Origin of the sequence: Colwellia sp. BRX8-9, assembly GCF_014077245.1 — a bacterium.
GTDB lineage: Bacteria > Pseudomonadota > Gammaproteobacteria > Enterobacterales > Alteromonadaceae > Colwellia_A.
In genome coordinates, this window is sequence record NZ_JACGVN010000033.1 from 1 (window position 1) to 25763 (window position 25763).

The window sequence follows — 25763 nt, forward strand, 5'->3', positions numbered from 1 at the left end:
CTCTTACTTTATAAGTGTTTATGTTTCCCTTAGTTATTATGTTTTTATTGCGCATTCTTTTTTAAGTAATGCGTTTTTTTTTGCCTATTATTTAGCAAAATGTTTGCTTATTATTTAGCAAAATGAAATGAGTAAAGTCAACGCAACAAGGAAGTGAGGGCTTAAGAGAACGATTATACTTGAACAAGAGTTTTATTGTCAGGAGTGAAAGATGAAATAGCACGTTAACTAACGCGCTATTCTGGCGAGTAATTATTAAAGACTATTTACCAAAATAGTCAGCTAAAAAAGTATCAAAATCTACTTGGTCAGCGTTTTCAATATCCTTTTGCCCTTGATGTGACTTTGTTGCCGCGTCAATAAAATACTGCTCATTAAACACCTGATAATCTGCCGCTAGTAACTGTTGACGATAGTCTTGTGCTTTTTGTAAAGCGATGCCTGTTAAGCTTTGATTTTGATTTACCACACAATCAAGTAATTGAGCGGAAGGTGTTAAATTAGGATCAAGCAATTTTTGTTGTTCATTGGCCACCGCTTGACTATATTTGTCACTGCCATAAGCACTATCTAATAAGATTGCGACTTTCTCCATTTGTTGGAAAATTTCACTGCCCCAGGCTTTCACTGATTTATCACAACCATTATCATTGAGTAGTAAAAGTGGATCTCTGCCTCGAACAACAACTTCGTCCATATTGGCATCGCAGCTTTCTTGTTGTTGATAAGTAAATAAAGGGCTATCTGCTAAGGCACAATAGGTAATGAAAACATCGAGAAAATAAACTTGCTCAATGCTTATCCCCGTATCAGAGAATGGATTAACATCAAGGGCGCGTACTTCAATGTATTCAACCCCTCTATTTCTTAATGCTTCTGAGGGTTTCTCTCCAGATTTAGCAACTTGCTTAGGCCGAATAGGCGCATAAAGTTCATTCTCAATCTGTAAAATATTACTGTTAAGTTGCTGATATTTTCCGTTAACCTTTACACCAAAGGCAGCAAACTTTTCTGAAGGTAAATTAATCGCATTTTGTACACCATCTAAGTAACCACTTAAATCGTTATAACAAATTTTCAACGATGCTTGCTCGCTGTTGGTGTAACCTAAATCACTCATTCTCAACGATGTAGCGTACTCAAGGTACATATAACCACTCGCTGACTTTTTGAAAGGAAGCGTGGTGGTTTTATTTTTCAAAAATGAACCACAAATAGTTGGCGAGCTACCGTAAAGGTAAGGTATCAACCAGCAATATCGTTTGTAGTTACGTAATAATGAAAAATATTTTTCTGATATAAAATCATTTATCGGTGCCTTATTTTCTGAAATTTTTTGCATACTTTGCCAAAAATCTTGAGAAAATGAGAAATTAAAATGAATACCAGAAATAACCTGCATCATACTACCATAGCGATTTTTTAGCCCTTGACGATAGGCTGTTTTCATTTGACCTACGTTTGATGAACCATAGTTTGCTAGCGGTATAGCATCATCATTATCAACAAAACATGGCATACTCATTGGCCACAGCAGTTCGCCATCAATTTTACTTAAGGTATATTTTTGAATATCTTGTAATTGCGCGATAGTTGTTTCGGGATCAAAACTCACCGGTGTAATAAACTCTAATAACGTTTCTGAGTAGTCCGTAGTGATATTAGGATGTGTTAACGCAGCGCCTAAGCTTTTATGGTGGGGGGCTAATGACAAACGTCCTTCAGGTAAAACGCGTAAGCCTTCTCGTTCTATGCCTCGCCCAATGCCTGTTAAGGAAGATAAATGTTCATCTTGGCTAAATGCCATTACATAGTCATCAAAAGAAAGTTTCAAAAATAATCCCTAATACATTAAGCGTAGCTGCTATTGACTATTTGAGGGTAATAATTAACTTTTCAATACTTTATCGTATTAAAAATCAATCTTAAGTGACATCCTCAAAATAAACATTCATTTTCTAAAAGCACTAGACCGTAATACGCTAGTTTTATTTTCAAAATAAAACTAATCAAATTTGTATGAATCTCTTACAAAGCAGTTTCTAAACATTAGCGCTTACGGTAAAGTGCCTTATAAGATAATAATAAGAAAATAGTTAAAATCATGCAAGACAGTCCTTTATCATTACTTCCTCCACTTGTTGCTATTGTGATTGCCATTTGGCGAAAAAACGCTCTACTAGCTTTATTCTGCGGTTTAATTTTAGCAAGTATAATGTCGACAAACTGGCAAATAATAACGGGCTTAACCGATGGTTTTTTGGCGATTGGTGGTATATTCACTTCTACCAGTAACCTTTATATCGTTAGTTTTAGTTTATTAATTGGCGCGTTAGTAACCCTAATGAATAAATCAGGCGCGGTTAATGGTTTTATCGAAAAACTGTCCTCATTAAATTTAGTCAAAAACGCTCGACAAGCGAGTATGCTGCCGACAATTATTGGTACCAGTATTTTTACCGATACTAATTTAAGTATGTTTACTGCTGGTATGGCTAGTCAGAAACTCTTTGATAAATATAAAATGAGCCGCGCAAAGCTAGCCTACCTAATTGACTCAACTTGCGCGCCAGTAAGCATTTTATTATTAGTAAACGGCTGGGGTGCTTATGTATTAGGGTTACTTGATGATTATCAACTTGCCGACTCAGTGGGTGTTCTAATCGGTACTGTTAGTTATAATTTTTACGCAATAATCGCTATTTCATTGGCTTTTTATACCGCCTACAGCGGAAAAATTTATGGTCCAATGAAAAGAGCAGAGTCTTTGGTAACCGACCAGCAACAAGATACTGTAAAACAAATAGCGCCAGCCTATATCATGTGGTTGCCTTTATTAACGTTATTAGCACTGACCCTAATTTTATTGTGGATAACAGGTGATGGCGACATACGCCGTGGCTCAGGCTCATTTGCTGTATTTTGGTCAATCATCAGCGCTTTTATTTTATTAGTGCTATTAATTACCTTGAATAAACTCCTTAGTGTTAAAGAAATAACCCTCAGCTCAGCTGCAGGCATTAAACATATGTTTCCTGCTGTTGCCATTTTAGTCTTGTCATTTGCTTTTGGTGACGCAATAAAAGGTTTGGGCACAGGTATTTATGTCAGTGAATTATTTAATGTTGAACTGCCGTTATTTTTAATGGCACCCGTTATTTTTATTGCCGCGGCGTTAATGGCTTTTGCAACAGGAACCTCTTGGGGGACTTTTGCTATATTGGTGCCTATTGCTGTACCTATCGCTCAACAGAGTGGGTTACCCATAGAATTTTTAGTCGCAGCAGTGTTAGGTGGTGGCGTATTTGGCGACCACGCCTCTCCTATTTCTGATACTACCGTGGTTGCATCCATCGCCAGTGGTTGTGATCATTTCGAACATGTTAAGACACAATTACCTTATGCATTATTTGGTGCTGTGCTCACAATTATTCTTTATATCTTCGTAGGATTAGGGCTTTCATAAGTGCAATCGATTAATATAATTTTTGAACACAATAATTTTATTATTGTAGAGAAACCGGCCGATGTTAACTTCCATGATGAAGGCGACCTTGAGCAAGGTTTTTTCAACCAAGTTAAAAAACAGGGAAAAGCGCAAGGTAAATTTGATGATTTATTCCCGGTGCATCGCCTTGATAAAATGACTTCAGGTTTAATGATTTTTGCAAAAAACTTAGCGACTACGCAACAGTTTCAAACGTTATTTGAACAACATAAGATTGAAAAATATTACCTGGCGATCAGTGATAAAAAACCTAAGAAAAAACAAGGTTTGATTAAAGGCGATATGGAAAAAAGTCGCCGAGGCATGTGGAAATTACTACGAACACAAGTCAACCCCGCGATTACACAGTTTTTGTCGTATTCACTTAGCGATGGTCAGCGTTTGTATTTATTAAAACCGCGAAGTGGTAAAACCCACCAACTACGTGTTGCCTTATCCAGTATTGGCTCTCCAATACTCGGTGATCCACTTTACGCAACGCAAGACGCTTATCAAGAGCAACGTGGTTATTTACATGCATACGCGCTGAGCTTCACTTTAGATGGGGAAAAATATCAATTTGTACTTTGCCCATCTTCTGGAGAGAAATATTTAAGTGAATCTTGCCAACAACAATTAGAGGCCATTAAGACCCCTTGGTCACTTACTTGGCCAAATATAAGCTAGCAACGTCCACTACTGAACGCGTCATCTAGGCCAAGACTTCGTCATCCTGATACTGAAATAAATTCAGCATGACGACAAAGGTGAAAGAAAAACACCATCCCACTTACTAACGCATAGTCATCCTAACCAATTCACTGAGACTGTGAACATAAAAAAAGCGAGCTAAGCTCGCTTTTTTTATGTTCATTTTTAAACTCTACTGTTTTAAAAAAGATTTAATGAATGAATAAACACGACACCTATCGCTGTTGGACAAACAAACTTGGTATACCAAGGCCAAATTTTCCAAAACACACTATGCTCTGCACTATCATGACCTTGCTTAAGCTCCATAAGCACATCATTTCTATGCCAAATCCAGCCAACAAAAACACAACATAGCATCGCTATAATAGGTTGCCCATATTGCGTAGCAGAAATGGCAACAAAATCGAGCATAGTTTCAATATTTAAAACGATAACCACGCTCAATAAGAAAATACCAATACCAATTAAGGTGGTCGCTTTTTCTCTTGGAAGGTCATGACGCTCAACCACGTAAGATACCGGTCCTTCAAGCATTGAAATAGAAGATGTTAAAGCGGCAATAGACATTAATAAGAAGAAAGCAAAAGCGACAAAACTGCCCACATTACCCATGCTTTCAAATAAACTGGGTAAGACAGTAAAGACCAGACTTGAACCATTGATTAAACTGCCATCATCAGCAAATATCGCCACGCCTTGCGCTTGAGCAACATACATAGCAGGAATAATTAATAAGCCGGCTAGGAATGCGATAGACACATCAATAAGCGTGACTTGTGCACCTAGGGTAATTAAATTCTCTTTTTTAGAAATATATGAACCATAAATAATCATCACACTGGTGCCTAGTGACAAAGAGAAGAAGGCTTGCCCTAATGCGCTAATTAATAAATCAGCTTCAAATACACGGGAAAAATCAGGGTTCAAATAAGCATTTAATCCCTCAGCTGCACCATCTAAGGTAACAACATAAATAATTAACAGTATTAATAAACCGATCAACATTGGCATTAAACGTTTTGACCATTTTTCAATACCATCTTCAACGCCATGGCGAATAATAAAAACGGTCAAGACCATGAATAAGGCGGTAAAGCCTAAATTACGCCACAAAGATTGTGAAATAACCCATTGCGCTGCATCACTTAAACCAACAAAGGTTAAAACGGGTTCAACGGCATAAGACATCATCCAGCCAGCTAGAATCCCATAGAAACTAAGAATAAGTGCCGCACAAACTATGCCTCCAAAACCAACAAAGAAGGCGAATTTTTTCTGCCAAAGACTGCGTGACATTTTTTCTAACGAGCTAACTGCATTCGCTTGCCCGTATCGGCCTATCAATAATTCGGCCATAAATGCAGGGTAAGCTAAGCAAAAGGCTAAAACTAAATAAACTAAAACAAAAGCAGCACCACCATTACTTGCTGTTTGTGTTGGGAATCCCCAAATATTGCCTAAACCAACAGCGGAACCTGCCGCTGCCATGATAAAACCAATCCGAGAACTAAACCCACCTCTTGAAACACTCATTAAACGTAATCTTTATTATTATTAGAATGCGGTTAATCTACTTAATGTGTCATCAAAACAACAGCGTTAATTGTCTAAAGGTAAGCAATTTGTCACTAAAATCATCGTGTACTTGTAAAGATAAGATTACTTACCGGGTAAAACAAAAAGTAAACGTATAAAAAAACAGCACCGATAGTGCTGTTTTTTAGTATTAAGATATTCACCCTTCAAAGACTGAACGTATTAAGAAAGCGCTGTATTAGTCGCGAAAGTTATTAAACTGAAAAGATTGCTCTAGATCGCCTTCACGAATTAATTGCATGACCGCTTGTAAATCATCACGTTTTTTACCAGTCACTCGTACTTGATCGCCTTGAATGCCCGCTTGTACTTTTAACTTACTGTCTTTAATTAACTTAATGACTTTTTTAGCGATAGGCTGCTCAATACCTTCTTTAAATGAAAGATTTTGAGTGAAGGTTCTACCTGTATGCTCAGTATTAGAAAGGGTCAGGGCTTTAGCATCGATATTACGCTTTGCCAACTGCACGCGCACCATATCTACCAGTTGTTTTATTTGAAAGTCACCTTCAGCTTTTATTACCACATTGGGCTTTTTCCATTCAATGCTCGCTTCAACACCACGAAAATCAAAACGCGTTTCTAATTCTCTCTTGCAGTTTTCAGTTGCATTTCTTACTTCTTCCAAATTAATTTCGGAAACGATATCCATTGAGGGCATGATCTTGACCTTTCGATAATTCAATAATTTAAGTGTTGGCAATCTTAGCAAGATTACCACTAGCGGGTAAAGGTGATCGCAACCGCTATTTTCACATGTTATGATGAATAATTCTAAACTAATGACTTCATAAAATTACCCTTTAATGAAACGTTACATTCAACTACTAATTATATTAGTTTTTTTACTGGTATTAGCACTGATTTTTTTGATCCCTGACGATTTAAAAACCACCGTTATTAATAAAATACAAATAGATACTATTGGCCATGTTATTGGTTTTTTTGGTCTGACTTGGATTTTAGTCGGTTTGATGAAACTACCTTTAATCAATACGGTTATTTGTTTATTTTTTTATAGTGCATTGACTGAATTAAGCCAGTATTACTTAGGCTTTCGCAGTGGGGAATTTTTTGACTTTGTCGCTGATGTTGTAGGCATATCTTTCTTTGCTGTTCTTCAGTGGATTTTTTTACTTTATCAACAGCCCAAAGGCATAAAAAGATAAGATGAATATTGTTATTGTTGGCCAAGGTGCAATAGGTTTACTTTGTTATCATCGGCTTTCTCAAGCGATAATTAACCAACAAGGTGATAACTTAGTGTCATTGTGGCCGTCAACGCCAACAACATTATCTGATTACCTTTTTAGTGAAATGAATGATATTGCAAAAAGCTTTCCATTTACAATGGCTGATAACCAATTAATAGCCAGTGCTGACGTTATAATTTTTTGTGTAAAATCTTATCAAGTCACCGAGGCGTTGAAAGCTGTTGATCATTTAATCAGTGACGATGCAGTTATTATTCTTACCCACAATGGTTTAGGAACTCTCGAAGAAATTAGCCCACGACTTAAACCATCACAATGTTTATTGGCTTTGTTACTTACGCAAGGCGCTAAAAAAGTCGCCCCTTATCATGTTAAACATACAGGTATGGGCCATAGCGATCTGGGTATTATTTATGGGACGCTGGACTCAATAAAGCAAAAGCAATTGTTAGAACACCTTAATAAAAGCCTGAAACAGCTTAGCTGGCAAGAAAACATTCAACAAGCGCAATGGAAAAAGCTAGCCATTAACTGTGTGATCAACCCTATTTCAGCACTAAACGACATTGAAAATGGTGAAGTAAATCAAAAAGCTTACCAAAGAATGACCGAAGATATTATCAGTGAAGTCGTTGCTGTAGCGACGAAGGAAGGCGTAATATTAAGTGAAATTTTATTACGACAGCTAATCCATAATGTTGCTAAAAGCACCAATAGAAACACCTCTTCGATGCGCGCTGATGTGCGTAATAAACGTCGTACAGAAATAGAGTATATCAACGGTTACATTCACCGTTTAGGGGAGAAACATAAACTAACCACAGCGATAAATACTCAACTATGGTTAGCTGTTAAAGCACTTGAGGATAAATATTGACCCGAGTTAACGAGTCATATTAAGGACGGTAAACTTTAACGTTCTTATAGCCTTCACCAATTAAGTAAAGTGCTTGTAGCTTACTCATTATACCTTGATCACAATACAGTAAATATTCTTTGTCTTGCTCTAGCTCACTAAACTTATTAGATAGCTTATAAAAAGGAATATGAACAACGTTGACGTTTTCAAGTTCTAGAGGATTTTCGTCTTCTTCATCAGGGCTTCTAATGTCAATAACGATTGAATCGCTAGGAAGATCGTCTACTGTATCAACTGCATGAATTTCTTCTTCACTTTCTTTACCAATATCACGTATATCGTACATACGCGTTGCTTCAACAACCTTGTCTAAAACATCAAAATCAAAGTTTTCTTCTTCTGCTTCAATTTTAGATAATACCGCTTTAATGGTTGGGCGCTTTGATATTACACCACAATATTCCGGAATAGTTTTAGCAAAGTCTTCAGTACCAATTTTACGGGCGATATCAATAATATCTTGTTTATCATAAGCGACTAATGGACGGAGAATTAACGTATCAGTAACTCGGTCTATCACATTTAAATTAGTTAATGTCTGGCTAGATACTTGACCTAACGCTTCACCCGTAACTAAAGATTCTATATTCGCTCTTTTCGCTATTTTCGCAGCAGCACGCATCATCATACGTTTTAGAATAACGCCCATTTGACCGTTTTCAACATTTTCTAAAATTTCAGCAACAACCGGTTCAAAATCAACCGAAAAGAACTTTACTTTGTGTGATGCACCGAATTTATTCCATAAGTAGTAACTCACTTGTTTTACGCCAACTTCATGCGCAGCGCCACCCAAGTTAAAGAAACAGTAATGAGTACGAGCACCCTTTCTGATCATTTGAAAACTTGATACACCCGAATCAAAACCACCTGACATTAATGATAAAACATCTTCTTGGCTTGCTATTGGGAAACCACCTAGTCCTTGATGTCGTTCTGTGACAATAAATAAGTATTCATCTTTTATTTCTAATCGAATAGTTACATCAGGTTTTTTCAATTTAACTTTAGCGGATTCAACGTGCTCGTTTAAACCACCGCCAACATATTGTTCAACTTGTAAGGAATTGAAGTCGTGTGTTCCAATTCGTTTAGCTCTTACACAAAACGTTTTATTTTCAATTGTCTTTTCGTGTGCTGCTAATGTTTTTTCAAAAATGTTATGCACATCTGTATAGGTTGTTTGTTGAACTTCAAGAAAATGAGCGATGCCCGGCACACATTTTAAGGTATCAATAAGTGCCAAACGATTTTTAGGACAGTTATTTTTAGTATTAACCTCTATATTATCCCAGTTTGCCTGAGTGGTAATTTGCTCATCAACACGTCGTAAAACATTTTTAATGCTGGATTCTAAAATTTTAGTAAAGCGCTTACGAACCGGGCGACTCTTTACAGCAATTTCAGATTGGAGTTTTACGATGAATTTCATGAACAAACGACCCTAAATATAAAACTAGACTAAAGGCCATAATCGGCCGACAAAAATAATGGCGCGAATTATACACGAAATTGAAATAAAGAGTAAGTTGAAATGAAGAGTAAGTTGAAAAATGTACGCTAAGCAATAAACGGGGGTTTATCACTTAACGCCATCACGATAGTTGAATTTATCGGCTTAATTTATTATTTAATAATAGAAACAGGTTCGGTTTCCTTTGCTTTACCTTGGTTAATTGAAATCTCAACACGACGGTTTCTTCTGCGATTTAGCGCGTTAGTATTAGGCACTACCGGTCTTGTATCGGCATGACCAACAACCAGTAAACGTGACTGGTCAAACTCAGGGACTTTAATTAATTCATGAGCAATAGCGACAGCTCGTTTACTTGATAAATCCCAATTTGAAGAAAATAACTCTGAACTAATACCGCGATCATCTGTGTGTGCAGAAACCATAATTTCACCCGGAACCGTGTTGAGTAGCTCACCTATTTCTCTAATAATAGGGCGAAACTGTGGTTGTAAAAAAGCAGAACCCGAAGGAAAAGAACCATTTTCACGAATACGAATAATCACTTGTTGTCCGAGAGATTCAAGCTCTATGGCACCATCTTGAATTTGTTGTTCTAATTGATCAGCAATTTTTTTAACTAATTCATTTACTTGCTCTTGCGAAGCCTGCTCTAATTCGTCTTGGGCCTTTTGCATTGCTTGGGCTGACATTTCATCTGCAGTACTTTGTGATTGTCCACCACGTTCTGTACCTCGTTGTTCTTGTCGACCACCAGCAGAGGTTTCATCACCTGCTTGAAACTCTAGCATCTGTTGGGTCATTTCCATGGTTTGCTGTTGAATAACTTCTATAGGTGTTGGCTCAGGTTTACCCGGGCGAAATTCTTGCGCAATAATACTGGTGCCTTTAGGAATATCTTTTACTTCAATCTTATTTTGTACACCAAACGCAAACTTCATCGAACCTGCAATTTGTTTAAACTTTAAAACATCCATTTCAGAAAAAGATAACAGCAAAACGAAAAAGCACATCAATAGTGACATTAAGTCAGCAAAAGTACCCATCCAAGCGGGAAGCCCCGGAGGTGGACATTTACATTTTTCAGCCATAAATTACTCCCGTTACTCTTCTTCTGTGGTATTTACAGCACGTTTACCTTCAGCAAGATAGTTTTTAAGTAACCCTTCGATGACACGTGGATTTTGTCCGTCTTGAATACCCAGAATAGCGTCAAGAATAAGCTCCTGGTTCATTTTTTCTTCAGCAAGGCGAAGCCTGAGTTTTGACGCTATAGGAATGGCAATAACGTTAGCGAGGAATGCTCCATATAGGGTTGTTAGTAGTGCAACCGCCATAGCTGGACCAATAGATTTGGGGTCATCCATGTTTGATAACATCGCAACCAAACCAATTAAGGTGCCAATCATGCCCATCGCGGGTGCCACATCAGCAAGTGCCATCATCATACCTACGCCTGTTTCATGGCGTTCAGCAGTAAGCTCAATATCTTTTTTTAGTGTGCCACGTACTACATCTGCATCGTGGCCATCGACCAACATATCGACCCCTTTTTGCATAAAGCCGTTAGTTATCTCTGCTTCTTCTAAAGCCAAAAACCCCCCTTTACGAGCGGCGTCAGCCATTTCAACTGATTTTTCAATAAGGTCGTCAGGCTGTTCAATTTTAAACATAAAAGCCTTACCTATAATTTTCCCAATTCCAAAAAACTGACCAAGATTATAGTTAGATAAAACAACAAATATTGAACCACCAAAAACAATAATAACTGACTGAACGTCAATAAACATGCCGATATCACCAGACAGCATCATTGCCATAATGAGTAAACCTATTGCGCCTACTACACCTAATATTGTTGCTATATCCACAAAAAAGTCTCCACAAAAAAATGATACGGATAGTCGTATTATTTGATAATACATTAAGGTATTACGATACGCGAATACTTATATTCTTATCCACACTCGTGATTTAACCGTAACCATCCAAAGCGCGCAGTTAAAACTGCATATGAATGGCTTACGGTTCTATAAGTTTATTATCGCCCATATTGTCAATAACTTAAGTAATTAGTCGCTATTTTTAAGGTTAACTTTGCTGAACAAAATAATTGTTCAATATCTTTAACAACGTATAGCCCAGAGACAGTTAATACTGCCAACTAAATTCGCCATATTTAAGCTTACCCAATTTATATTTATCTAGTTATCGTTAACCGCAGCGCTTTAACGATAAATATAAGCGCCAATATAGTCATAGAATGACCGACAATAGAAAGTATATGATAGTCATTAAGGGGCAAAAGCATTTGAAGTTTATTGATTAATTAAGGCGTTTGGTATAAATTTGCGCCTAGATATTTAATCACTGAACTCTCGATGATGGCTAAGAAAAAAATAGAAAACTTAAGCTTTGAAGAATCACTCTTAGAACTTGAAACTATTGTTCAGAATTTAGAACAAGGAGCATTGAGTTTAGAAGATTCAATGACCCTTTTTGAGCGCGGCTTAAATCTCAGCCAAGCCAGTCAAGAAAAGTTAAAAAATGCTGAACAAAAAATTCAAATTTTACTGACTAAAAATGGTAAAGCCCAACTTGAAGATTTTGAAAACGAAGTTGACTCAGAAAGTTTGGGTAGTAATTAGTGACCCAATTATACCAACTCGACTTTTATCAAACGCGCATTAATGAATACCTTGCCGACAAATTAGCCGCTTATGAAATAAATGATCAAAAATTGCTATCAGCAATGCAATACGGCTTATTAATTGGTGGTAAGCGTATGCGTCCTTATTTAAGTTATATTACCGGTGATGCACTGGGACTTGAATTATCTGACGTTGACGGTATTGCGGCAGCATTAGAATGTATCCATGCTTTTTCATTAATTCATGATGACTTACCTTCGATGGATGATGATGATTTACGTCGTGGGCAACCAACTTGTCATAAAGCGTTTGATGAAGCGACCGCTATTTTAGCAGGTGATAGTTTACAGACACTTGCCTTTGATATTTTAGTTAATCATAACTTTAGCGCCGCGGTTGAATCAAAACGTATTAGCTTAATCCGTCAATTAGTCAATGCTTCAGGTTACCAAGGCATGTGCGGTGGACAAGCACTTGATATTTCTGCGACCGATAAAGTGATCACTTTAGCTGAACTAGAAAAACTACATTCACTAAAAACAGGTGCGTTGTTAAAAGCTTCTGTGACCATGGTTACAGAGTTAAGTAACGATATTTCTGCCGATGAAAAGCACCAACTCGCCATTTATGCTGATCATATTGGTTTAGCCTATCAAGTGCGCGATGATATAATTGATATTATTTCTAGTGAAGAAGAACTAGGAAAACCAGCAGGTTCAGACGTTTCCTCTAATAAAAGTACCTACCCTGCGCTATTAGGTTTACAGGGCGCTCAGCAAAAAGCTGACAACTTATATCAACAAGCACTTCAAGCTTTAGCAACTTTACCCTACAATACAGATAACTTAGCTCAATTTGCGACGTTTATTATCAAACGCGCTCATTGATCTTGCTCTTGCAATTTAAAGAATAAACAAAATAAATATGACTATAAATCTTGCCGACTACCCTTTATTGGCCAATATAAATTCTCCTGACGATCTGCGCATGTTAAATAAAAGCCAGCTAATTCAGGCCAGTACAGAACTGCGTAGTTACTTATTAAGTTCTGTAAGTAAAAGTAGTGGCCATTTTGCTTCTGGTTTAGGCACAATAGAATTAACGGTCGCATTACATTATGTTTATAAAACGCCTTTTGATCACCTTATATGGGATGTTGGCCATCAAGCTTATCCACATAAAATTTTAACGGGTCGGCGCGATCAACTGCATACTATTCGTCAAAAAGATGGTTTGCACCCTTTTCCGTGGCGTGAAGAAAGTGAATATGATGTATTAAGTGTTGGCCATTCAAGCACGTCTATCTCTGCGGCACTAGGTATGGCTGTTGCTGCAGAACAAGAAGCAAAAAATCGTAAAGTTGTTGCTGTTATTGGTGACGGCGCAATGACAGCAGGTATGGCTTTTGAAGCGTTAAATCATGCTGGTGATATTAAAAGCGATATGCTGGTTATTTTAAATGACAATGAAATGTCAATTTCAGAAAATGTTGGTGCATTGAATAATCACTTTGCTCGATTGTTATCTGGCAGTATATATACAGGAATACGCGAGGGTGGTAAGCGCATACTAAAGGGTATTCCACCTATTAAAGAATTAGCAAGTCGTGCAGAAGAACATTTAAAAGGCATGGTTGTACCCAGTACCTTTTTTGAAGAGTTAGGCTTTAATTACATTGGCCCTATCGACGGTCATGATGTCAATGGTTTGGTTGATACCATTACTAATATGCGTAACTTAAAAGGGCCTCAAATCCTTCATATTGCCACGAAAAAAGGCAAAGGTTATCACGCAGCAGAGCAAGACCCGATAAAATATCATGCTGTCCCTAAATTTGATCCCGCACAAACGAGTTTGCCAAAGAGTAAGCCATGTTTACCCACTTATTCAAAAATATTTGGCGATTGGCTCTGCAGAACAGCAGAAAATAATGATTCACTAATAGCCATCACACCTGCCATGGGTGAAGGCTCTGGCATGGTTGAATTTAGTCAGCGCTTTCCTAAGCAGTACTTTGATGTCGCGATTGCAGAACAACACGCGGTAACTTTTGCTGCGGGTCTCGCTATTGGCGGTAAAAAACCGGTAGTCGCTATTTATTCAAGCTTTTTACAGCGTGGTTACGATCAATTCATTCATGATGTGGCGATCCAAAACTTACCCGTTTTGTTCGCGATTGACCGAGCCGGCATTGTTGGCGCAGACGGGCCAACTCATCAAGGCTCGTTTGATTTAAGCTTTATGCGTTGTGTTCCAAATATTGTTATTATGGCGCCATCGGATGAAAGAGAATGTCAATTGATGCTTAGCACGGGTTTTAAGCATGATGGTCCTGCGGCTGTTCGTTATCCAAGAGGGTCAGGCAATGGTGCGCCTTTACCTGACATCAGCGAGACAATTGAAATAGGTAAAGCAAAAACTATTTTAGAAACAACCACTGATAGTGCTGAGCCGAAGGTTGCCATTTTAAACTTTGGTAGTACTTTTGATGAAGCCAAAGTAGCGGCTCAACAATTAAATACTACGCTCATTGATATGCGTTTTATAAAACCGCTTGATGTAACACTTATCGACCACATTGTAAAAAGCCATAGTGTTATTGTGACCGTTGAAGATAATGCAATTGCAGGTGGCGCAGGTTCAGCAGTCAATGAATATATACTAAGCCAAGGTGTTGCGATTAAAATATTAAATATTGGCTTACCTGATACCTTTATCAAGCATGGTACCCAACAAGAGATTCATCAAGAGCTTGGTTTAGATAGTAAAGGTATTATTGATAAAATAACCCATTTTATTGAACGCTAAATATTGTTAAAACGCCCACCAAAAGTCACTAATAATAGTTAATTATTAGTGACTTAATCTTTATCCCCCCTTCTCTTTCCTTCTAATTATTCTTAGATTGTTACGACTAATTATTATTTTTTCTTTAAAAACTTGTCTTTATCTGCTTAAATAATATACGTGATATATTTCTCATATATGAATAAGGATTATTTAATGAAATTCACTCAAAATATTATTTCTCTTGCGCTAATTTCAGCCCTCACCGCTTGTGGTGGCTCCAGTAGCTCTAGTACTAAACCCCCTACAATAGCACCACCACCTGCTCCAGTCCTCATACAAACCGTTGTCAAAGGTAAAGCGATAAAAGGCACAATAGCAAACGCTGTGGTTACTGTTTATAAATACGTTGACGGAAAAGCGGTTAAACTTGAAGATGACGAGTTAGCTGCATCTTCAATTATTACTGAAGATGATGGCAGCTATACCATTACTCTTTTAGATTACGACGGCGCTATCAAAGTAGAATTATCTGTAGGTGAAAACACCACGATGATATGTGATGCTCCTGCAGGTTGTGGTCAATTAGCCCATGGCGCCCCAATAGCACTAGCCACTGTTGATCCAACCTTAGTCTTATCAGCGATTTCAACCGTAGGGAGTGATAATGCAGGGACCGCAAATGTAAATATATCAGCTCTCACCCATTTAGCCGCAGCACTTATAGAAGCCGATGAAAGCGGAGTTAGTGAAACAACAATACAAGCGCACTCTTCTATTATTGCCAATGCTTTTAATATTATGGGCAGTTTAACGGCACTTGAGCCAACGGCTGTCGAAAATGCAGCCAGTGTTGCAGGTGAAGATAATGTTAATGAGTTACGCTACGGCTTGATCAATGCTGGCATTATGTCTGTTTTGTTTGCCGGCCAAGAAAATGCTACGGGTGTTCTATCAAATAGATTAGCCGATGTTATTGAAGATATAGTCGAACACAATGGCGCATTACTGGTACATCAAGATGATAACGATGAAGGTTTTGAACTGTCTTTAGTTGAAGTTCTTGATAGTGCTGGCGATGTCGCAGCTGCTGCAGCTCAAGCGATAGCTGCAGATCCAATATTATCAAGCCAAGATAACAGTGAAATACTGGGCGAGCTTGACCAACAAGAAATCACCTTAGAAAATCAATCAGAATATGAAGAGGCCAATGAAGATGAAGATGGCCGCAGTGAGCCTGAAACGGAAGTACCAACAACAGGTGATGCTATTGCTAAAGCAAAAGCTATGGTTGCTGATGTGCGTCTCTTTAGTCATCTATTTGAAGTGGGTAAAGAAGCCAATACCGGTGTAACTACCGAAGGCGACAAGTACATCGAACTCATTGATAGTGCTGGTTTAATGGTTGAGGCTGAAGCAGCGAGCTTTTTATTACTAGCAGACGTTACCGACGCCTTATCAGAAATGGGCATAAGGTATGAAGCAGGCACCATTACGGAGGGAACCTTCCCAATAGGCCCATTTTTGAGTATTGATGGTGCGGTAGGTTCTATAACGCTTGATGAAGAAACGGCTAATGGCGGCATATTATTTAAAATCAGTGCCACTTCAGGTAGTGAAAAAATCAGCTTAAATGCTTCTGCTGTTTTTGCTGAAGACGGCTTGAGCATTGTTTTAAACCTTGATGGTTCAATTGAATCAGCGGGTGCCATGCTATCGTTAACTCAAGGTAGCTTCGCAAAAGTTAACCTTGATAGTGCGATCACTCGAACCTTACTTGAAGATGATACCTACGCAGGAGAAATAACCTCTGGTGAGTTATCGCTTGAAGTTATCTTAGAACAAAAAGCAAGTGATACAGTAATAGACCCCGTCGCTTTTACTGGCATGATTAAAACTAAGCTAAAGCCGGTTAAATCACATGTTTTAGATGCAGTTGAACAATATGCAAGAGATGAAAATTACATAATTATTAGGGATGAAAATGGTAACCCTGTGCGTGAAGTTGATCGATACTTAAAGAGTACCGAAACTAATATTCTTCCAGAAATGCTAACCTTAAGTGGTGGGTTTAGCTCGTTAGAAGGTAACTTAATTAGAGCAACTTTAACTGTTAACATTAAAAACTTAGAAAATTACGAAGCTCCTGAATTTAAATACATTGGCGCTCCGGTTGCCGATATGTATACGATTACCGTATCTGATGATAAAAACACTCTGAATGCAATATCTTCAGAGTTAATGTCTCAACCTGTCGATTATACTTTTGTTTTTACCTCTCATGACACACAAGGTGCTTGGAGTAGCGAAGAAACAATTTGGAATCCAGATCAATCTACTGAAACACCACATCGAGTCAACACTACAACACGAATTCCTCGAACATATGGCACAATGGCTGGCTTTGATACTGCAACCAATTTAGACGAATGGGCTTTCTTCGAAACAGTTACTCCAAATGATGATAATGGTGATGGCGTTGCTGATAGTTACACTTGGAAAGGCTATTCGGGTTCTATAATCAATGACGATTACGCTTTAGTTAATAATGAGGGTGAAGTTCATGATTTAGTAACACCTGAATGGGGCTCAAGTAGCTATGATACATTTGAAGAGTTAATGGAAGCACATAGAATGTATCCCGCTTCAATAGCGAATGCAGCAGATGCATTTATATTTGAGATTAAAGCATTTGAACGTAATGAACTTGAAACTAACTTAACGACAGGTGCTCGTGCATCAGTTTTCTTTAGCGATAATGATTATTCTGCAATCGCTGAAGGGGGGGTCACAGTAATTGCTGCAAATATTACTTCGAGTTTGCCAATTGAAGATGTATTTACAATAACGGTGAGTGATGACAGCAACACAGTTACTGTAAAAGACGATACTTATACTCGAGTCTATGGTGTTGATTATACGAACACGGCTAACTTTACCTTTACTCGCCATGTAACAAGTAATATCGGAGACGAGGTTACAGATATAAGAACTTTTTCAACGAATGATGTTGATTTAGATGTAGAAGAGCTATTAATAAACCGACACGCTTCTTTTGGTATAGACGATGAGTTTTATCTATTAGTTCGAATCACTCCTATTGATGAAAATAATGATGGTTTAGCTGATTACTTTACTCAATCATACACATATAGCGATTACATCAATGAAGAAGGCGTATTAGTTGATGAAGATGGTATCGCTTTAATAGAGAATCCTTTTTATGCATTTGATACTTGGGAGAGTGCTGAACTTCATTGGCAGATACCTTTTAATCCTTTTTCAACAACAAATGCTTTAGAAGCTTATAAGCAGTTTATAGTGAATGGAAGAGGATCTTACTTAACAACATATATCGACGGTGTAGGTTCAGTGGAAGCAGAACTATCAACCGAAGATATTGCTTCAATAGTTATAGGTAGTACAACCTTTTCTGGTGTTAACACGCATCCAGATAGTGATGAATCATTAGAAAACGAAGATGTTTTCTTAGATTTAAGTGCTGCGCTCTCATTAGAAGCAACTTTAGGTGATTACCAAGTAAACTTAATGCTATCAGGTCAACGTACCGCTTTTGATGACGGTAAGTTCGATCTTGAAATGAGTTACAAATTGCCTGGCGATGAGAATATGCGTAAGTTTGTTGCCCATATGAAAACTGATGAAGAAGGCTCTTTTAGTGTAAATAACAGCGAAGGTGTATTACTCATAATGAATGATGTGGAAGATTCAACATCCGATGTTATTGGTAGTATTGTAGTAGGTTCTTCAGCAACTAAAGTTGCTGATATAGAAGATCGTGATGGTGTTATTTGGTTTGTATTTACCGATGAAACAACCGAAACATTATAACCTCCATCATTAGCTAAACAAAGAGTAGAGATAAAATACCAGTCATGTGTGTGACTGGTATTTTTTTACTTATAAGTTAAGTTGTTTTATTAAACTTAAACTGTGTTTAACTACAATAAATATCATGGAAAACACGGCTAGAACTTAAGGAAGTTAATGAACGTTAATTATTTATTTTTATTACTATTGATATTTTTATCCACTTTTTCTCAAGCTTCAACAAAAATTGAAGTATTTACCACAAGCCAATCATTTAGTAATATTTTACCCGTTAAGCAACTGATTACTGACAACTGGCGACAATCACCAGAAAAAAATGCCAGTGACGGTTTTACACAAAATGAAGTGGGTATGAGCAGTTATTGGCAGCACTTGTCATTGAGTGTTGCAGAACGCTATGATTATTTTGTTTATTCAAATCCTGATACAGCAAAAGTATTCTATTTAGACAAAAACGATTTAGCACTCGACACACAAGAAAAATATCATATCGCATTAAAGTTATTCCATCAGCGTAGTAATGGTTTACGTATCGGCTATAAATATGAATTTGAAAACTTTAGTAGTGAAATACGTCTCGGTTATTGGGACTTAAATGTCACGAGGGAGTCTAACTTAACGGGTACCCTTGCTAGTGATCTTAATGGCAATATATCTGCCATTGCACAATTAGATGAGTTTTATACTGCCAATAATTTTTTAAAGCGCCGCAACAGTAACGATTGGGATGCCGATGGCACAGGTATAACGATTGATATTCATTTACGTTGGCAGCTAAACCAATACTTATCTATTAACGCTGACTTAAAAGATATCTATAACCATTTTACCGTTGACGAATCTGGCTTTAGTGCGGGCAACATAGATACCGATGGTACTTTTATTAATAGTGTTGGCGGGGTCGCCTACTTACCTGTTTATCGTGGTAAAGAAACAACCAGCAAACATCAGTTTAAGTTACCTAAACAATTAAGCTTTATCGGTTTTTATCATCACAGCGAGCAAATAAGTTATCTAGCGCGTTATAAAAGACAGGGCGAGCAAAATTTTTATTATTTAGGATTCGATATCGCACACGAAAATTCATCAACACGGATTTCATTTGATATTGAAAATACCGCCCCAGAAATCCAATATAAAAATGACTGGCTTTCAGTTACCTTTGCGATTGACAGTCTTAAAATAGAACAGGCAATGTTACTAAATTTAGGCTTTAATCTCTACTATCGCTTCTAAAACTAGCCAGTGGCTAAAGCCATATAACTTTTAGCTTACTTTGAAAATACAGCTAAATTTAGCCTTTAATCTCGACTTTCACTTCTAAAGTTAGCTGGTGGCTGAAGTGATGTCGCTTTTCGCTTGCATTGCACGGGAGAACCAACTAATTTAATGACAAAGCTATTAATTTTTTAATTTATATGAAAATTTTCGTTTGGATTATTAGCTGTCTTTTCATTGTACCCCTTAATAGTAGTTTTGCTGCTGTCGTTGAAAAAGACATCTTTGATCTCAGCATAAAAGAACTAATGCAAGTACGTATTAGTTTAGCGACAAAAACTGAAGAAACTGTTCTAACAGTACCTTCAACAATCACGGTCTTTGAACGCACTGATATTGAATCATTAGGGGTGAAAAATGCCTATGATGTGATGAATTTTGTTCCTGGCTTTCAAATGACTCGTGGTGATTGGGTGGGAGCAGTCCCGAAAGAACATGCACGTGGCGTTTATTTAGACAATGGTTATATTCTTGTTATGCTCAATGGCGAACGACTTAATGAAGTTTCCTTTGGTAAAGCTTCCGTTTATACCCCCCATATTCCCATTGATATTATTGAACGTATTGAAGTTATTCGAGGTCCTGGCTCAGCGCTTTATGGCAGCAATGCTTTTTTAGGTGTGTTAAATATAATTACTCAACAATCAGTTAAGCAGCTTAAAGTAAGTATAGGTGAAAAAGGTTATCAGCAACTTTCCTCTAGCTGGCAAAAGTCGCTCTCTAAAAACTTACGTTTACACAGTAATATTTCGATTGAGAAGTCTAATGGCCATCAATATACCTCACCATTGAATCGCCAAGTTAAAGACCCCTATAGTAATACCTATTTAGAACTCGGTGCACACTATAAAAATAATAAACTTAACATCCGCTACAGCGAAAATGAACTCGATGAATTTATTAATCTTGGTGGCTATTCTGTCGATAATATCCACACCAGTGAAAGCTTTTCAATATCGGGTAAAAGTAAGATATGGCACAATGACAAGCATCAGCTAGAGATTAAGGCGTCTTATAGCCTCTTTGAAATCAAGTCTGCTGGGATGGCCTTAGCAAAAGAGTCTGGCCTTATCGAAAATGATTTTTTGGTGGGGCCCTTTTGGCGCACTCAATCAAGCGATGTAAACCTAGATCACAGTTGGATAGTTAATCCACGTATTCATCTCAATTCTGGGGTTGAATATCGCCGCGCTAATCAATTTCAATCGGGTAACGCCGTCACTTACTATGATTATCAGCAAGAGCGGATTATCGTTAGTGATGAAAACTATCTCGACAAAATTGTCGCTATCGCTGTGATGCCTGAAACAAAAGCGTTAAACCAAGCCCAAGAAATGCATGGAATTTACAGTCAACTCAAGTGGCAAGTCGCCAATAATATTAGTTTATTTTTAGGGGCTAGGTATGACAATGTGATAGATATTGATCATAAACTGTCACCGCGTGCCGCAGCCGTTTGGCAAGCCAATAAAAACCATAGCTTAAAACTGCAATATGGTGAGTCATTTCGTACTCCGGTAAACAACGAACTTTATTCAAATGACAGTGTGACTAACGGCAACCCTAATTTATCCTCAGAGTTTGTCAAAACAACAGAGCTCGTTTGGATATATCAACATAATGATTTTTCCAGTGAACTGGTCTTTTTTCATAATGATTTACGAGACTTTATAAATAAGGTTCCTGACGATGGCGACGCACAATTTACTTTTGTTAACCATGTTGATATGGAAATTAGTGGTTTGGAAAGCAGTGCCAGTGTTGAATTAACGCCAAAATTACGTTTTTCAATCAATTACACCCATCTCTTTGATGACCCCATTAACGAGAGTTTTAAACACTTTGGTAGCGCCAATTTAAGCTATAAGTCAGGACAATGGAAATTCAATGTTAATGGTATTTGGCGAGATGAAGTAACACTACCTCCAATTAATGATGTCCGTTTTATACAAAAACAGTATTTTTTAATTTCAGGTAAAGTCACTTATGAGCTTGATAAAAAACAGCAACTTTCATTAATTGCGCAAAATTTACTGGATAAAGATTATGTTGTCTTCGACCCAAGAGTATTTAACGGTGAAGTACCAGGAAAAGGCAGAGAAATATCAGTGAGTTATCGCTATCAATTTTAACGTAATCACAAGCTTAAATGTTCATCTATAAAAATATTTCTATAGATGAACAAACTCGGACTAACGTTAATTATTCCGCTATATATTCAACAACTTCAAGACCAAATCCTGATAACGAATGATACTTAGTTTGTGAACTTAACAAGCGCATCTTACTAACACCTAAGTTAGAAAGGATTTGTGAGCCTACGCCAACGTTACGAGAGCCAACATGACGCTTTATTTCATTAACAACTTCACCCGCATCAATTTTTGCATACTTTTCAACTTGAGAAATTAACTCCGCAGTAGATTCATGCTTACCTAAAAGTACTAAAACACCGCCTTCTTTGGCAATTTTTTCTAAAGCATTAGCCATTGGCCATTGAGCAACACTCTCACGTTGGCTAAATAATAAATCTCTAAAGGTATTTTCTAGATGAACACGAACTAGTGTTGGTTCGTCAGCTTTAATCTCACCTTTAGTTAGGGCAAAGTGCGCCTGTCCATCAATGGTGTCTTTAAATACTGTTAAATCGAATTCTCCAAAGGCTGTTGGTAACTTACATTGAGAGACACGTTCAATAGTGGTCTCATTAGCATTTCTATATTCAATTAAGTCGGCAATGGTGCCCATCTTTAAATCATGCTTTTCAGCAATAATTTCTAAGTCTGGGCGGCGCGCCATAGTACCGTCTTCATTGAGTATTTCAACAATAACGGCGGCAGGCTCTAAACCCGCTAAACGCGCTAAATCGGTTCCAGCTTCCGTATGGCCTGCGCGATTTAATACACCTCCATCTTTGGCTATTAATGGAAAAATATGCCCCGGCTGAACAATACTTAAATGATTAGCATCTTTGGCAACAGCAGCTAATACAGTCGTTGCACGATCGCCAGCAGAAATCCCGGTAGTTACTCCTTGAGCGGCCTCAATTGACACAGTAAAATTAGTGCTAAATTGAGCGTCATTTTTTTCAACCATCAAAGGTAACTTGAGCTGCTGGCATTTTTCAACCGTCATCGGCATACAAATTAAACCACGACCGTGAGTCGCCATAAAATTAATGGCTTCGGGGGTTACTTTTTCAGCAGCCATAATGAAGTCACCTTCATTTTCTCTGTCTTCATCGTCCATCAAAATGACCATTTTACCTTGAGCAATATCGTCAATAATTTCTTGTGGGGTATTTAAATTCATGATCATCTCTTTTATTTAATTTTTTTTCATAATTTTGAGGAATACAATAGTGCGCTTGATATACAAACGCCACCTTGTTTGTTTACTTCATAAAACCGTTACGTGCTAATAGTTCATGAGTCACACCAGAACTATGGTGCTCGGCCGTGCTAGCGGCTTTTTTTGTTAATAGCCTTTCGATATAACGGGCGATTAAGTCAACTTCTAAATTGACTTTAGTGCCCGCTTTATATTGAGCAATAATGGTTTGCGCGTTAGTGTGAGGAACGATCGTTAGACGAAATTTATCATCGGTGACACTGTTAACTGTTAAGCTCGTGCCGTCAATTGTGATAGAGCCTTTTTCGGCAATGTATGGCGCTAAATCACTTGGCATTTCAAGCCAGTATTCTAGGCTATTACCATTATGTTCAATCGAGGTTATTACAACCACAGCATCGACATGGCCAGACACCATATGTCCGCCAAAACGAGTGGTGGGTAACATGGCTTTTTCTAAATTAACAGCCTGCCCTGTTTGATAATCAACAAAGCCAGTACGCTGTAAGGTTTCATTAGAAACATCGGCACTATAAGTTGATGAGTCAAAAGCGACAACGGTTAAACAAATGCCATTGGTCGCTATTGAATCACCTAATTTAACATCACTCATATCTAATAAACCGGTGGAAATAACAATTCTTGCACCCTGTCCAGTAATGTTTATCGCTTGAATGCTACCAACTGCTTCAATTATTCCTGTGAACATAATCACTCTTTAAGTCATTTTTAGGTCAAGTAAAACTCAACACCATACTAAAATTTTACGGTAAAAGTTTAGCAATAATACGGATATCTTTGCCGATCATACGTAAATCAATTATATTTAGTTCTTTTGCTTGGCTCAAGCTTTCAATGCTTGTCATATTCACTAAGCTTTTACTGTCTGCACCCATCAATTTAGGGGCTTGATATAAAATCAATTCATCGACTAAATTTTGTTCAATAAAAGCACCCGCTAATCGAGCACCTGACTCAATGAGTACATCATTTAAATTTAGCTTAGCTAAATATTGAAGTAATGCATGTAAGTCAATCTGTTGTTCATTAGCTAATGTATTGACTACAGGTAAAACCACCTGCTTTACAAAATGAGGCCATTGATGAATGTTTTCAATGGTACGACGAATTAAAATTATTGGGCTGTGCTCATTAAATAAAGCTAAGTTAGGCGTTAAGCGATTTTTTGTATCTATAATCACTCTTATCGGTTGCCTAACGTCTTCCTCTTGATAACTATCTTTTAATTCCCCTAGCTCAGACCAACGTACCGTCATTTTTGCATTATCGGTTAATATACTGTCAGCACCACTGATAATCGCACAACTTTGTGCGCGTAAACGCTGAACATCTTGTCGAGCTTGAGGCGAAGTAATCCATTTACTTTCACCATTTTTCATCGCGGTTTTTCCATCTAAACTCGCCGCTAATTTACAACGGACGTAGGGCAAACCTGTGGTCATTTGTTTGATAAAACCAACATTTAAATCTTCAGCCGCTTGTCTCAATAAACCGTGTTGCGAAGATATTTCCGCTTGTGCTAACATTTTTAAACCATTACCAGCAACTTTAGGATTTGGATCAACCATCGCCGCTATGACATGTTTAATACCGGCAAGAATAAGTCCTTTAGCACAGGGTGGCGTTAACCCATAATGACTACAAGGCTCAAGTGTTACATAAGCGGTTGCACCTTGCGCATTTTTACCCGCCATTGCTAACGCGTTAACTTCAGCATGGCCTTCACCCGCTTTTTGATGAAAACCTTCTCCGACAATTTTACCATCTTTTACCAAAACACAACCAACGCGCGGATTAGGCGAGGTGGTATAATGTCCTTGTTTGGCAAGCATTATAGCCCGTTGCATAAAACGGTAATCTTCAGCTGAAAATTCTTTCATCTATTTTTCATTACCTAAGCGCGCAATTTCTTCACTAAATTCGCGAATATCTTCAAAAGAGCGATAAACCGAGGCAAAACGCACATAAGCGACTTTATCTAATTCTTTTAATTGTTCCATGATGATATTACCAAGCAACTCACTCGATACTTCTCGCTCACCAGTGGCACGTAGCTTTGATTTGACTTTATTAATCGATAGTTCGACTTGCTCGACACTCACCGGACGTTTTTCGAGTGCTCGCACTAAACCATTACGCATTTTATCTTCATTGAAAGGCTCACGTGAACCATCATTTTTAATAATACGTGGCATAACTAACTCAGCAGTTTCAAAGGTAGTGTAGCGCTCATGACAGGCTAGACATTCGCGGCGACGGCGAACTTGATGACCGTCAGAGACCAAACGAGAGTCAATGACTTTGGTATCTAAGGCTCTACAAAAAGGACAATACATGGAAAGCTCCAAAAAAGGTTATACCAATCCCAATAAGTATATTTTTATCTTAATGGACTCGGTACTTTCGACACATAGCTCTG

General features: G+C 37.7%; 20 protein-coding genes. 10 read left to right on the top strand and 10 right to left on the bottom strand.

The window, feature by feature from the left end:
• Window positions 1-262: 262 nt before the first annotated feature.
• Complete coding sequence (gshA, locus tag H4J70_RS18885) at window positions 263-1834, bottom strand: glutamate--cysteine ligase (RefSeq protein WP_310740382.1); 1572 nt, start codon at window positions 1832-1834, stop codon at window positions 263-265.
• 270 nt (window positions 1835-2104) lie between these two features.
• Here gshA and H4J70_RS18890 point away from each other — a divergent pair, with 270 nt between their 5' ends.
• Entirely contained in the window at window positions 2105-3466 is a 1362-nt protein-coding gene (locus tag H4J70_RS18890; RefSeq protein ID WP_182251696.1) for a Na+/H+ antiporter NhaC family protein, read from the top strand.
• Window positions 3467-4174, top strand: coding sequence for a TIGR01621 family pseudouridine synthase (locus H4J70_RS18895; RefSeq protein ID WP_182251697.1), 708 nt, complete (start codon window positions 3467-3469; stop codon window positions 4172-4174).
• Between the two features lie 204 nt (window positions 4175-4378).
• Here H4J70_RS18895 and H4J70_RS18900 read toward each other — a convergent pair whose 3' ends face one another.
• Together H4J70_RS18900 and H4J70_RS18905 are read right to left on the bottom strand one after the other, a co-directional pair.
• Window positions 4379-5734 carry a sodium-dependent transporter gene (locus H4J70_RS18900; RefSeq protein WP_182222795.1) on the bottom strand — a complete coding sequence of 452 codons (1356 nt, stop codon included), beginning with the start codon at window positions 5732-5734 and terminating at the stop codon, window positions 4379-4381.
• Window positions 5735-5975: 241 nt separating this feature from the next.
• Window positions 5976-6458 carry a YajQ family cyclic di-GMP-binding protein gene (locus H4J70_RS18905; protein ID WP_182216720.1) on the bottom strand — a complete coding sequence of 161 codons (483 nt, stop codon included), beginning with the start codon at window positions 6456-6458 and terminating at the stop codon, window positions 5976-5978.
• Between the two features lie 145 nt (window positions 6459-6603).
• On the opposite strand from H4J70_RS18905, the gene H4J70_RS18910 reads away from it, so the two are divergent.
• A complete protein-coding gene (locus H4J70_RS18910; protein ID WP_182230284.1) occupies window positions 6604-6966 on the top strand; it encodes a VanZ family protein in 363 nt (120 codons plus the stop codon).
• Between the two features lies 1 nt (window position 6967).
• Window positions 6968-7888 carry a ketopantoate reductase family protein gene (locus tag H4J70_RS18915; RefSeq protein WP_182251698.1) on the top strand — a complete coding sequence of 307 codons (921 nt, stop codon included), beginning with the start codon at window positions 6968-6970 and terminating at the stop codon, window positions 7886-7888.
• 19 nt (window positions 7889-7907) lie between these two features.
• On the opposite strand, the gene thiI is transcribed toward H4J70_RS18915, so the two are convergent.
• The 3 genes from thiI to pomA all read right to left on the bottom strand — a co-directional run bounded on the left by thiI (window position 7908) and on the right by pomA (window position 11275).
• The gene (thiI, locus tag H4J70_RS18920; RefSeq protein ID WP_070375870.1) at window positions 7908-9362 is read right to left on the bottom strand and encodes a tRNA uracil 4-sulfurtransferase ThiI; all 1455 of its coding nucleotides are present in this window, start codon (window positions 9360-9362) and stop codon (window positions 7908-7910) included.
• A gap of 194 nt (window positions 9363-9556) precedes the next feature.
• Window positions 9557-10495, bottom strand: a complete 939-nt coding sequence (locus H4J70_RS18925; protein ID WP_070375869.1) for a flagellar motor protein MotB — start codon at window positions 10493-10495, stop codon at window positions 9557-9559.
• Between the two features lie 12 nt (window positions 10496-10507).
• Window positions 10508-11275: a flagellar motor protein PomA gene (gene pomA / locus H4J70_RS18930; RefSeq protein ID WP_182216714.1), complete on the bottom strand. Its 768-nt coding sequence runs from the start codon at window positions 11273-11275 to the stop codon at window positions 10508-10510.
• Window positions 11276-11788: 513 nt separating this feature from the next.
• Here pomA and H4J70_RS18935 point away from each other — a divergent pair.
• From H4J70_RS18935 to H4J70_RS18960, 6 genes are all read left to right on the top strand, one after another.
• On the top strand, window positions 11789-12052 hold the full coding sequence (locus H4J70_RS18935) for an exodeoxyribonuclease VII small subunit (protein ID WP_070375867.1): 264 nt from the start codon (window positions 11789-11791) through the stop codon (window positions 12050-12052).
• Complete coding sequence (ispA, locus tag H4J70_RS18940; RefSeq protein ID WP_182216712.1) at window positions 12052-12942, top strand: (2E,6E)-farnesyl diphosphate synthase; 891 nt, start codon at window positions 12052-12054, stop codon at window positions 12940-12942. Before H4J70_RS18935 ends, ispA begins: the two co-directional genes overlap by 1 nt.
• A gap of 37 nt (window positions 12943-12979) precedes the next feature.
• On the top strand, window positions 12980-14863 hold the full coding sequence (gene dxs / locus H4J70_RS18945; RefSeq protein WP_182251699.1) for a 1-deoxy-D-xylulose-5-phosphate synthase: 1884 nt from the start codon (window positions 12980-12982) through the stop codon (window positions 14861-14863).
• A gap of 195 nt (window positions 14864-15058) precedes the next feature.
• Entirely contained in the window at window positions 15059-18694 is a 3636-nt protein-coding gene (locus H4J70_RS18950; RefSeq protein WP_182251700.1) for a hypothetical protein, read from the top strand.
• A 156-nt stretch (window positions 18695-18850) separates the two neighbouring features.
• Entirely contained in the window at window positions 18851-19930 is a 1080-nt protein-coding gene (locus H4J70_RS18955) for a hypothetical protein (protein WP_182251701.1), read from the top strand.
• A 182-nt stretch (window positions 19931-20112) separates the two neighbouring features.
• Window positions 20113-22104: a TonB-dependent siderophore receptor gene (locus H4J70_RS18960; protein WP_182222789.1), complete on the top strand. Its 1992-nt coding sequence runs from the start codon at window positions 20113-20115 to the stop codon at window positions 22102-22104.
• Window positions 22105-22174: 70 nt separating this feature from the next.
• Here H4J70_RS18960 and ribBA read toward each other — a convergent pair whose 3' ends face one another.
• From ribBA to nrdR, 4 genes are all read right to left on the bottom strand, one after another.
• Window positions 22175-23284 (bottom strand): bifunctional 3,4-dihydroxy-2-butanone-4-phosphate synthase/GTP cyclohydrolase II, encoded by a 1110-nt coding sequence (ribBA, locus tag H4J70_RS18965; RefSeq protein WP_070375862.1) that lies wholly within the window; start codon window positions 23282-23284, stop codon window positions 22175-22177.
• 82 nt (window positions 23285-23366) lie between these two features.
• Window positions 23367-24032, bottom strand: a complete 666-nt coding sequence (locus H4J70_RS18970) for a riboflavin synthase (protein ID WP_182222788.1) — start codon at window positions 24030-24032, stop codon at window positions 23367-23369.
• Between the two features lie 55 nt (window positions 24033-24087).
• Window positions 24088-25224 (bottom strand): bifunctional diaminohydroxyphosphoribosylaminopyrimidine deaminase/5-amino-6-(5-phosphoribosylamino)uracil reductase RibD, encoded by a 1137-nt coding sequence (gene ribD / locus H4J70_RS18975; protein ID WP_182222787.1) that lies wholly within the window; start codon window positions 25222-25224, stop codon window positions 24088-24090.
• Complete coding sequence (nrdR, locus tag H4J70_RS18980; RefSeq protein ID WP_070375859.1) at window positions 25225-25680, bottom strand: transcriptional regulator NrdR; 456 nt, start codon at window positions 25678-25680, stop codon at window positions 25225-25227.
• Between the last annotated feature and the right edge of the window lie 83 nt (window positions 25681-25763).

What these genes read in the sequence shown, in the direction of transcription:
- H4J70_RS18935 (WP_070375867.1), top strand. Translation starts at nt 11,789, where the DNA reads ATGGCTAAGAAAAAAATAGAAAACTTAAGCTTTGAAGAATCACTCTTA.
- H4J70_RS18910 (WP_182230284.1), top strand. Translation starts at nt 6,604, where the DNA reads ATGAAACGTTACATTCAACTACTAATTATATTAGTTTTTTTACTGGTA.
- dxs (WP_182251699.1), top strand. Translation starts at nt 12,980, where the DNA reads ATGACTATAAATCTTGCCGACTACCCTTTATTGGCCAATATAAATTCT.
- H4J70_RS18955 (WP_182251701.1), top strand. Translation starts at nt 18,851, where the DNA reads ATGAACGTTAATTATTTATTTTTATTACTATTGATATTTTTATCCACT.
- H4J70_RS18915 (WP_182251698.1), top strand. Translation starts at nt 6,968, where the DNA reads ATGAATATTGTTATTGTTGGCCAAGGTGCAATAGGTTTACTTTGTTAT.
- H4J70_RS18890 (WP_182251696.1), top strand. Translation starts at nt 2,105, where the DNA reads ATGCAAGACAGTCCTTTATCATTACTTCCTCCACTTGTTGCTATTGTG.
- ribD (WP_182222787.1), bottom strand. Translation starts at nt 25,224, where the DNA reads ATGAAAGAATTTTCAGCTGAAGATTACCGTTTTATGCAACGGGCTATA.
- H4J70_RS18960 (WP_182222789.1), top strand. Translation starts at nt 20,113, where the DNA reads ATGAAAATTTTCGTTTGGATTATTAGCTGTCTTTTCATTGTACCCCTT.
- H4J70_RS18925 (WP_070375869.1), bottom strand. Translation starts at nt 10,495, where the DNA reads ATGGCTGAAAAATGTAAATGTCCACCTCCGGGGCTTCCCGCTTGGATG.
- H4J70_RS18970 (WP_182222788.1), bottom strand. Translation starts at nt 24,032, where the DNA reads ATGTTCACAGGAATAATTGAAGCAGTTGGTAGCATTCAAGCGATAAAC.
- thiI (WP_070375870.1), bottom strand. Translation starts at nt 9,362, where the DNA reads ATGAAATTCATCGTAAAACTCCAATCTGAAATTGCTGTAAAGAGTCGC.
- H4J70_RS18905 (WP_182216720.1), bottom strand. Translation starts at nt 6,458, where the DNA reads ATGCCCTCAATGGATATCGTTTCCGAAATTAATTTGGAAGAAGTAAGA.
- nrdR (WP_070375859.1), bottom strand. Translation starts at nt 25,680, where the DNA reads ATGTATTGTCCTTTTTGTAGAGCCTTAGATACCAAAGTCATTGACTCT.
- H4J70_RS18950 (WP_182251700.1), top strand. Translation starts at nt 15,059, where the DNA reads ATGAAATTCACTCAAAATATTATTTCTCTTGCGCTAATTTCAGCCCTC.
- ribBA (WP_070375862.1), bottom strand. Translation starts at nt 23,284, where the DNA reads ATGAATTTAAATACCCCACAAGAAATTATTGACGATATTGCTCAAGGT.
- H4J70_RS18900 (WP_182222795.1), bottom strand. Translation starts at nt 5,734, where the DNA reads ATGAGTGTTTCAAGAGGTGGGTTTAGTTCTCGGATTGGTTTTATCATG.